Source organism: Thermodesulfobacteriota bacterium (genome assembly GCA_034189135.1).
Classification (GTDB): domain Bacteria; phylum Desulfobacterota; class Desulfobacteria; order Desulfobacterales; family JAUWMJ01; genus JAUWMJ01.
Genome location: JAXHVO010000057.1, coordinates 1 through 9,116, shown reverse-complemented (window position 1 = coordinate 9,116; position 9,116 = coordinate 1). Strand labels below are relative to the sequence as shown.

The 9,116-nt window shown below is 47.6% G+C and carries 8 protein-coding genes and 1 pseudogene; all 9 read right to left on the bottom strand.

Going from position 1 to position 9,116, the window contains the following annotated elements:
- Nucleotides 1-336: 336 nt before the first annotated feature.
- Entirely contained in the window at nt 337-1,149 is an 813-nt protein-coding gene (locus SWH54_07845) for a hypothetical protein (protein ID MDY6791163.1), read from the bottom strand.
- On the bottom strand, nt 1,150-2,823 hold the full coding sequence (locus SWH54_07840) for an FAD-dependent oxidoreductase (protein MDY6791162.1): 1,674 nt from the start codon (nt 2,821-2,823) through the stop codon (nt 1,150-1,152). It lies immediately after the preceding gene.
- 4 nt (nt 2,824-2,827) lie between these two features.
- Nucleotides 2,828-3,547 (bottom strand): annotated as a pseudogene (locus tag SWH54_07835) (hydrogenase iron-sulfur subunit).
- 241 nt (nt 3,548-3,788) lie between these two features.
- On the bottom strand, nt 3,789-5,477 hold the full coding sequence (locus SWH54_07830) for a CoB--CoM heterodisulfide reductase iron-sulfur subunit A family protein (GenBank protein ID MDY6791161.1): 1,689 nt from the start codon (nt 5,475-5,477) through the stop codon (nt 3,789-3,791).
- Nucleotides 5,470-6,828: an FAD-dependent oxidoreductase gene (locus SWH54_07825; GenBank protein ID MDY6791160.1), complete on the bottom strand. Its 1,359-nt coding sequence runs from the start codon at nt 6,826-6,828 to the stop codon at nt 5,470-5,472. Before SWH54_07825 ends, SWH54_07830 begins: the two co-directional genes overlap by 8 nt.
- A gap of 15 nt (nt 6,829-6,843) precedes the next feature.
- Nucleotides 6,844-7,011, bottom strand: a complete 168-nt coding sequence (locus tag SWH54_07820) for an FAD-dependent oxidoreductase (protein ID MDY6791159.1) — start codon at nt 7,009-7,011, stop codon at nt 6,844-6,846.
- 21 nt (nt 7,012-7,032) lie between these two features.
- Nucleotides 7,033-8,151 (bottom strand): (Fe-S)-binding protein, encoded by a 1,119-nt coding sequence (locus SWH54_07815; protein MDY6791158.1) that lies wholly within the window; start codon nt 8,149-8,151, stop codon nt 7,033-7,035.
- A gap of 28 nt (nt 8,152-8,179) precedes the next feature.
- Nucleotides 8,180-8,599, bottom strand: a complete 420-nt coding sequence (locus SWH54_07810) for a hydrogenase iron-sulfur subunit (GenBank protein MDY6791157.1) — start codon at nt 8,597-8,599, stop codon at nt 8,180-8,182.
- 119 nt (nt 8,600-8,718) lie between these two features.
- Nucleotides 8,719-9,116: 4Fe-4S dicluster-binding protein (locus tag SWH54_07805; GenBank protein MDY6791156.1), on the bottom strand; the 398-nt coding region annotated here is incomplete at its 5' end.

Here is a 9,116-nt window from a genome sequence, read left to right as displayed (position 1 = left end):
TTGAGCGAAGCGAATCCATATATGTAGATTAAGATGGTCGTTTTGGTATGATAAATGATTTGAAATGAGAAAAGATGGGCCGGAAAGCTACCGCGAAGCGGTTTCGTTCATCTCCCACATATCAGAAAATTTCCGAAACCTGTGATATCTGCTATTCTTAGGAATAGCGGATTTCCTTATATTTTGAGAGATAAATGCTTTTCAGGATAAAACACCAAAAGAGAGGAAAAAAGATCGGCGATCACCTACCTCTCCGGGCGGAATTTCAAATCAACAAACTGACACAGTAGTTGGAACAAATTATCAATCCGGGAAATTAAATGACGGGAAGACAGATTATATTATCTCCTGTTCGAACTTTTTGCTTAACGATATAAGTTCGGGGGAGATTTTCTGTTTGGTCAGGATAACGACCAGTTCAAAAGCTTCTTCCTTTTGCTTATCGTTTTCAGAATACTTAAGAGTTAAAGGTTCCCCGTCCTGTTTTCTTTCAACCGATTGAGGAATTCCCTCTATGATTTGGAGACCGGAAACTTTTTTTGCCTCGGGAAGAAAGCCGTCCTGAAAGGACTGGCAAGTGGAGGATATCAGCGCAACTTCAAGTCCTTTGGTTTTGTCAAGGGCAAGTATGGATTCATTCACTCCCAAAATCAGGCTTGATAGCAGATGTACTTCATCGTCGTCTGAGTGACCCTGAACAATGGCAATGCGCGCGGGAATTTCGCCGTCTAGAGGAGATACGACTAACCCGTTGGAGGGGCCTGTGGGCGAAAGCATGCGTTCAAACTGCAAATCGGTTATCACATCAGCAAAGGTTCCGTAACCGAGTTCGGCATTAAAGGGAATAAATGCGTTGTCCTGGCCCTTGGTAATAATAATTTCGTCAAATTCCAGTTCCAGGGTTTCATCCGGAATTGAAAAATCAATGGCTTCCGGTTTGCATTCAGCCCAGCACAGGGCGCAACCCAGACATCGTCGGCAACTCAGACACCGTTTGGCTTCTTTAACCGCTATTTCCTCCGGAAAACCGGTTTCAACTTCAGTAAAATTTCCCTTTCTTTCATCAACGGAAATCTCAGGCATCTCAGCTCTTTGAGATGGAACATCATCAAACGGTATAATATAGCGTTTATCTTTTTCGTATATCATTTACTTACTCCTAAGGTACTGGTGAATGCCTTCTGCAGCACGTTTGCCCCCGGCAACCGCACGAATGGCGATGTCAGGTCCGGTGACGATATCACCACCGGCAAATACACCCGGCACATTGGTTGCACCGGTTTCTTCATCTATCTCAAATGTATTCCAGCGTGAAATCTCAAGCTGGTGCCCTTCTTCAAGAAAGCTCAAATCTACGCCCTGACTGAGGGCAGGGACGATGGTTTCGGCATCTATGACATATTCACTGCCTTCAATGGGGACAGGTCTCCTTCGGCCCGAAGCATCCGGTTCTCCCAGTTCCATTTTGATGCATTTCATACCCGACACTTTGCCGTCTTTACCTAGAATTTCTATGGGAGCGGCAAGGTACTGGAGAATCACCCCTTCGTGCTCTGCCGCATCAATTTCCCAAGGGTTGGCGGGCATTTCTTTTTTGGTTCTTCGATAGAGGATATATACCTCATCAAACCCCATTCGCCAGCCCACCCGGGCCGAGTCTATGGCAGCGTTGCCACCACCGATTACAATCAATTTCCCCTTGGCTTCCGGAAGTTTGCCCAGAGCCTGCTCCCTTAAAAAAGTAACACAGTCCACGATTCCTTTACCCTGGTATTCATCTTCCCCCGGGCATCGAAGCTTGAGACCCGTATGGCAACCGGCACCGATAAACAGGGCATCATTCTCTTTTTTAAGATCTTCAAAAGCAATATCCTTACCGATACGAGCGTTGTATTGAATGTCAACCCCCATGTTGCAGATAAGGTCAACCTCTCTTTGCAGCAGTTTTTTGGGCAGTCGGTACTCAGGTATCCCGACCCACAAATAGCCGCCCGGAACAGGAAGTGCTTCATAAATTTTTATATGTTCATAACCCAGCTTTGCCAGGTCGTAGGCACAGGTCAGACCGGCGGGACCTGCACCGATAATGGCAATTTTTTCCGCAAATTTTTTATCCGGGGTTTCATAAACCGGATCCACACCCTCGTTTAGTTCTACGTCTGCAACATAACGTTTAAGAAAGCAGATGCTTAAGGGTTCATCCAGGTATTGCCGGTTACAGGCGCTTTCACACGGGTGGGGGCAGATGCGGCCGATGCTGCCCGGCAGAGGCAGTCTTTCTCTGATCTTGGCCAGGGATTCTTCGTATCTACCGTCTGCGATAAGGCCGATATACTTACGAATATCCAGGTGTACCGGGCACGACTCCTGGCAAATCGGCATATCTTCTTTATATATATTATATTCGCCTGTGGCGGAATTCAGGTAATCCACCGCTGTGCGAAAACCGATCCCTTCGTTAAAATCGTCGGCCATATTTACCGGGCAGACTTTTATACAGGCTTTGCAGTCGTTACATTTGCTGTTGTCGACCCGGATGCTCTTGTTTAAAATTTTAGCCTTAATTTTTCCGTTATCCTGGCGGATCTTTTTAATATCGGAAAAAGTAAGTATCTTGATGTTGGAGTGATTGCGCGCTTTATTTAGGTCTTCGTTCACAAAGGCTTCTTTCGGCTTGATCAACCGATCTTTAGGGATTCTTTCAGCACCAAGGGTGGGAAATTTTTCAATAATGGTTGCCTGCATCCCATTTTCGGCTTGTTCAAGGGCAGTCCTCACACCTTCAGGACCTCCACCCACAATCAAAATATTTTTATCTTTCAATGTGTTACACCTCTTGAGGAATTAACTGGTATATTGGCGTTCGATCGGTAATTTTTTCCATTTTGACCATTTCTTTTCGGCAAAGGGCCAGGATATATCTATAAACCCTTTCCGACGGAATAGACAAAGCGGCAGCAAGGTTTTTCACAGATTGCGCGCCTTCTTTCAGCTTCAGTAAAATTTCCTGCACTTCGGTCTCTTCAACGATGATCATGTCTAGAGCCCGGCTGAATTCATGTTCGGTGAATATTTCTCCATACTTGTTACCTGATTCAAGAAACTCGGTTTTTTTGCCGATAATCCATCGAATCTTTTCACCGGCAAGCACGGCCTGCGCTGCTTCCAGTTTTTTAAAAATTTCCGGGGCTTTCAGCAAATCCCCTTCACCTCCCAGGGGTCCCAGGCTTCGGATCTTCTCATCAAATTCAGTAATCAGTTCGACAAAAACAGACGCTTCACCTGAGGAACACTGCCTGAAAGCAATCCGGTCTTCATTAACCCCAATGTGTTTAAACAGCTTGCGGGTCATCTCCATTTTGGCCTGGGCCTGAACATTCCCGCTGATGTAATGGCAGTCTCCGAAATAGCAGCCCACCACCATCAGACCGTCGAGCCCCTTTTTAAATGCCCTGGCCACAATGGCCGGATCAACCCGACCGGTGCACATCATACGAACCGTTTTGATCTCAGGGGTATATTGTAGTCTGGAAACTCCAGCTAAATCAGCAGCGGAGTATCCTCACCACGTGCAGCAAAACACAAGAATTTTGGGAATAAATTCGCCCAATGGATACCTCCCTTTCAATATACATTCTTTTTTCCAGGATATTCAGGATTTAAACCATCCTGACAAACCCTATTTTGTTCATTTGAATTGTTGTTATGCCGACTTCGCCGTAGTAGCCTATGGCTGCAACGGCTGAATCGATAATTTTTCGACCATTTGATAAAATCAGGTCTTATTATTAGGCTTCCAAGAACGCATCAACCTGGGCTTCGATTTGCTGATCCGTAAAGGAATGAATGGACAATGCATGTTGATAACAGGTGGCGGCACACACACCACACCCCTTGCAAGCCACATCAATCACGTGAACCTTTCTTCCTTTTTCCGTATTTTGAATCTCAAGCGCACTGTAGGGGCAAAGGGCCACGCACAGGCCACAGCCCCGGCAGGCTTCTTCATCAGCCAGTACGGAGATAATCGGCTCAACCACCACCGATCCCTTGGAAAGCGGGATCGAAGCCCTGGAAGCCGCCCCCAGGCCCTGTGCCACAGCCTCACGGATATTTGCCGGAAAACGCGCACTACCGCAAAGAAAAACTCCGTCCGTGGCAAAATCGAGAGGTTTCAGCTTCACGTGTCCTTCCATGAAAAACCCGTTTTCATCAACAGGAATTCTGAGAAGCTGAGAAGTGGTCACCGCATCTTCCTGCGCGACCAGAGGGGTGGAAAGAACCACAAGATCCGCCGGCAAAGTCAACTCTCGACCCAGCAGGGAGTGGTAAACATTGACCTGATCGGATTTAACTTCCGGAGGTCTGCCGGGATCGTAGTTCATATACCTGATTCCCTTCGCCTTGGAATCACGAAACATCTCCTCATTTTCAACACCGTACATTTGCATATCACGATACAGAATCGACACCCGGGCGTCCGGGTTCTGTTCCTTGATCAGCATGGCGTTTTTGACAGCCGTTTGACAGCAGACTCTTGAACAATAGGGTCTCTCTTCGTTTCGGCTTCCCACACACTGGATCATAACAATATTGTTAACACTTGAATCCAGCCCTTTTTTAAGCAGGCTTTCCATCTCAAGCTGGGTAATCACCCGCTGTCCGTCGTAACCGTAAAGACCTTCCGGGACAAATACGCGTCCTCCGGTGGCAACAATAATCACACCGATATCGACATTCCTGGTTTTGGAATCGGTCTCGATATCAACATTGAATTTACCAATAAATCCGCTAACTTCGGTTACTTGTGATTTGGTAAATACGGTAATTTTTGGATGTTTAGTAATTTTTTCAACGATTTCCTCAACCATGCTGCCTGCATCCGTCATAACCGGACCCAGCTTGTTCAGCCGGTTCAGCATTCCGCCCAACGCTTCCTGCTTTTCTACCAGAACCACTTCATATCCGCGATTTGCTAAAGAAAGTGAGGCGGTCATCCCGGCAATTCCGCCACCGATTACCAGTGCTCTGGGCTGGACATCGGACATAATCGGTTCCTGGGGTTCCAGCAGTGCGGCTTTGGCGACCCCCATACGGATCAGGTCCTTTGCCTTGGCTGTACCTTCCTCTTTCTGTTGCATATGAACCCAGGAGCATTGATCTCGAATATTCACCATCTCGAAAAGGTAAGGGTTCAAACCCGCCTCACCGCAGGAACTCATAAAAAGAGGTCCATGGGTTCTGGGGGTGCAGGAAGCAACCACCACACGGGATAAATTTTCCTGTTTAATGGCCTTTTTGATCTCGTTGATGCCGCCTTCCGAACACGTGTAAAGATTTCTCTGCACAAAGGTCACGTGGGGAAGGGTTTCGGCATAATCGGCCAGTTCCTCCATCTCCAGGTAACCGGCTATATTGGATCCGCAATGGCAAATGAAAACACCTATTCTGATATTATTGTCTTTCTTTTCAGGCAACGACTTTCTCCTTTCTTGGCTGCAGTTGAATAGCAATTTCGGCTGCCCGTTCAGCAGCGCTGGATGCCTGGGCCACTGATTCAGGCACATCCATGGGTGCGCCCACGCAGCCACAGGCAAATATACCCGGCACGCTGGTGTCAACCGGAGAAAAGGGACTGGTCTTTATAAAGTTGTATGCATCCAGTTCAACGCCCAGGATCTTTGCCAGCTTAACCACTCCGCTGGTCGGTGCACAGGCAGTGGCCAGGATGACCATGTCGAATTCCTGGCTTTTTACCACCCTCTCATGTGTGTCTTCATAAGTGACCACCGGGTTATGGTTGGACCCCTGCGAAATTTCCCCAACCCGTCCGCGCATGTAAGTAATGTTTGAGTGATTACCCCCTCGTATCTTGTATTCTTCAAACCCTTTACCAATGGCACGTATATCCATACCGAATATGACTGAGGTGGTCTCGTTCTCATGTTCATGGGCAATAATCGCTTCCTTGATGGAGTGCATGCAGCAGTATCCCGAACAGAACGGATAAAACCTGAAATCGCGTGAACCGACGCACTGGATAAATGCCAGACGTTTGGCCACTGAGAAAGTCTCGGCCTTCTTTTTCAGATCATCCAGAGGTCCCATAATGGCCAAATAATCCTCATACTTCTTGGCCCACTTTTGACGATCCTTGTCGTCTTGATACTCGCCTTGCTGATATTTTTCATAAAACTGCTTTGAGGTTTCTTCGAATTTCTTTTCGGATATTTCAAGCATCCGTGTGGCTTTCCCGGCCTTTTTTTCCAACGCTTCGATTTCGGCTTCAACCGCGCGATCCGATGGACGATCGAGATGGCCGCCGGTGGGGCCACTGGCGCTGAGGAGTCTTTCAAACTCAAGTGCGGTGACCACATTGGGCAGTTCTTTATACCGGTATTCGGGGATTTGCGACGGATCGAACACATCGTAACCTGCCGCAATGATAATGCCGGCCACGTTCAGTTCCACGATTTTGTCTTCCTGATCAAAATCAATGGCATCGGCCTGGCAGGTCTTTTGGCAAATACCGCATTTTTTTCCGTTTAACTGGCGACAGTAATCAGCATCAATGGTGTGGGTGGATGGGATACCCTGGGCAAAATAGCTGTAAATCGCCTTACGGTTTCCCAGACCCGCGTTAAATGCATCAGGAACGGGTGTGGGGCATTTTTCTGCACAGGCACCACACCCGGTGCATTTGGCTTCGTCCACATAGCGTCTTTTCCGCCGAACCGTAACCGTAAAGTCTCCTTCATGGCCCTCTACTTTCTCAACCTCACTGTAGGCCAGAAGCGAAATATTGGGATGTCGACCGACATCCAGCATCTTGGGCGAAAGAATTCAGATGGCACAGTCATTGGTAGGAAAGGTCTTATCCAGCTGAGCCATCTTTCCACCGATGCTGGGCAGTTTTTCCACCAGGTGAACTTTGACACCCATATCGGCAAGGTCCAGCGATGATTGCATTCCGGCAATTCCTCCGCCAATAACAAGTATATCCTTATTCACAGTATGTTTCCTCCACTGGTCTTATTCTAATTGATCGGCTACAAGATCATATAAATCTGTAATTTCCATCTTAAGGTCAAAGGCCGACTTGGTGCACCGAAAATGAATCTGGCATTTGGGACATGCGGTCACCAGTCTGTCAGCCCCGGTGTCATTCGCTTCGGTAAGACGTTCCATTCGGATCTGCGCGGAATTGCTGGTGCAATTTTTCCATCCGGTCGTTCCGCAACACACACCGTTTTCCCTGGACCGTGGCATCTCCTTAAGCTCCAGGCCGGGGATAGCCTCGATAAGTTTGCGTGGAGCATCATAGATTCCCGCAAGTCTTCCCAGCCGGCACGGGTCATGGTAAGTCACGGTCCCTTTGGATTCTTTGAGTTTAAGCGTTCCCTCATCTATCTTCTCTACTAATAAATCGAGGATATGAATCGGCTCAAAACCAAGTTCACCAAAATATCTGGGATAAATATTTTTAAAGGTATCATACCCTTCAGGGCAACTGAAAACCACTTTTTTTGCTCCGGAAGCCCGGATGACATCGATGTTTAATTGAGCCAACTGCTTGAATTTTTCCTCGTTCCCGTTCCACAGGGCATCATGACCGCAGCATCTTTCATCATTGTTCACTACCGGCTCTACGCCACAGGTGTTCAAAATTTTTAAAATATTCTGTGCCCCTTTAATTGAACCGGCATCCACATCCTGAAAGATGACGTCAAAAAACGGCCGGCATCCCACAAAAAAGAAAATATCGCCGGTTTCACTGATTTTTCCATCTTCTATCCAGAACTTACGGTTTTGTCGCACATTTTGGGTTTGTATGGCCGAAATCGTTTGAAGCATCCCGTTGTGGGTAACCTGGCCTTCAAAGCCCTGAGCAATGGCCTCACCGCGGATAAGGCGAATAAATTCAGGGAAATTGATGTTTGCAGGGCAGCGCACACTGCACTGCGCGCAGGTCAGGCAACTCCAGATGGTATCGTCGGAAGGCTCCTCCAGTTCATAAAGGGATCTTTCGATAATCTGCCTGGGTGAAAAATCAGGAAAAACTTTTGAGACAGGGCAGCTCGAAGTACATACCCCGCAATCCAGACAGTAGTATGTTTTGGTGGTTTCAATCAGTTCAGCTATTGCAGTCATTTAAATGCCTCTGTGCATCCGGCCGGAATCAGGCCGCTTGTTTGAGTTTAGACGGTCCCAGGGATTTGATCTTTTCGGTAAAATCTCTGGCAACCTCGGCAAAACGGGTACCTTCCGCCGAAGAAATCCATTCCAGACGCAGCCTTTCCAGGTCAATACCAAGAATTTTTGCCAGTTTACGTGTCATGTTAAACATTTTTTCAGCCTTTACATTACCATCCAGGTAATGGCAGTCACCGATGTGTCACCCGGCCACCAGCACACCGTCGGCACCCTTTTGAAGGGCCTCAAGGATAAAATTCGGATTCACCCGCCCGGAGCACATAACCCGAATTATTCGAAGATTCGATGGATATTGCAACCGACTGACACCAGCCAGATCGGCGGCCGAATACGCGCACCAGTTACAGGCAAATACAGCTATTTTTGGTTTGAATTCTTCTCCCATTAGGTAATATTTCCTCGTTTGAGTCTGTTTTACTAAATTTTAAAACCACATCCTTTGATGGTGGATTGTTTGCCTTTTTCTTCTGTGTTCGTGACTTATGCCTTGTATCCCCTTACTTATTATCCCAGCATTGCATCCACCATGGTAAGCACTTCCTGGTCATTGAAATGAAAAATAGAGGCCGCACCTGTGGGGCAGATTACGGCACAAGCTCCACATCCGGTGCACAGGGCCTCTTGAACCTGAGAGACTCTTTTATTCCCTTCAAGCTGTATCAGCTCAATGGCATGATAGGCGCAGTTCTCCACACACTTGCCACAACCCCAGCACACCTGTTGATCTATCCGGGAAACGACTGCATTGCCCTGAACTTTCTCCTGGGCTAAAAATGTACCTGCCCTAGACGCCGCGCCCAGGCCTTGAGCGATGGCCTCGTCCACCGGTTTGGGCGAATGGGCCAGGCCGCAGACAAATACCCCCTTGGTAGAAAAGTCGATGGGCTGCAGTTTAACGTGGG